This window comes from Aneurinibacillus sp. UBA3580 (assembly GCF_002375825.1).
In the GTDB taxonomy this organism is placed as follows: domain Bacteria; phylum Bacillota; class Bacilli; order Aneurinibacillales; family Aneurinibacillaceae; genus Aneurinibacillus; species Aneurinibacillus danicus.
Genome location: NZ_DFMZ01000131.1, coordinates 1 through 657, shown reverse-complemented (window position 1 = coordinate 657; position 657 = coordinate 1). Strand labels below are relative to the sequence as shown.

General features: G+C 49.2%; 1 pseudogene. It reads right to left on the bottom strand.

The features are described from left to right. Window positions 1-166 precede the first annotated feature (166 nt). Window positions 167-657: pseudogene (locus B2899_RS17330) on the bottom strand (alkaline phosphatase family protein); the annotation flags it as partial.

Below are 657 nucleotides of genomic sequence, written 5' to 3'. Positions count from 1 at the left end.
CTCCGTCTTAAGACGGAGAGGAACTTTCATGCAATAAAAAAGACAGGCGCACTTACTCCTCCCAAGAAACATCTCTTTTGAGCACTCCGTTTATTTCTTGATATCAGATAAATGGAGCGGCTCAGCAAACACAACAGAGAAGGTGCTGAGAGGATTGGCTTCAGGTTCAGCAAAGGTCTCGCAGGATATAGGATTTTATATCGACAATACGCGGTTTGGAAAACCGGTCCGGCGATTCATCTGTGATAATAAGTGAAACGATAGAATCCATCTCATGCAGTGATCCGTGACTCGCACCGCCGCGATGAACCGGATCGCTCGGCGTAAAAAATTCACACCCCGGCTGTGCCGTCGCTACAATCACCTCCCCTTCCTGCGCATACAGCGCACCGTATAAGCGGGAGAAAAGATCCGGATACCTGCCAAAAGATATTACGGGAGTACCATCTTCGGGATTTTCTCCCAGTACGGCATCGATTATAGAGAAATCCCCTTTAGCTTTCCATTGTCTTCCATACTGGTCGTGTATATCCTGTCCCGGTGCAAAAAAAAGCGTCTGCCCACCATGCCCGATCCACACTCCCCTCCCCTCCTTCCATGCCAGAATATCGATTCGCAAATCCATAAGCAGGCGCTTCACCGTTTCCTGCTGAACCC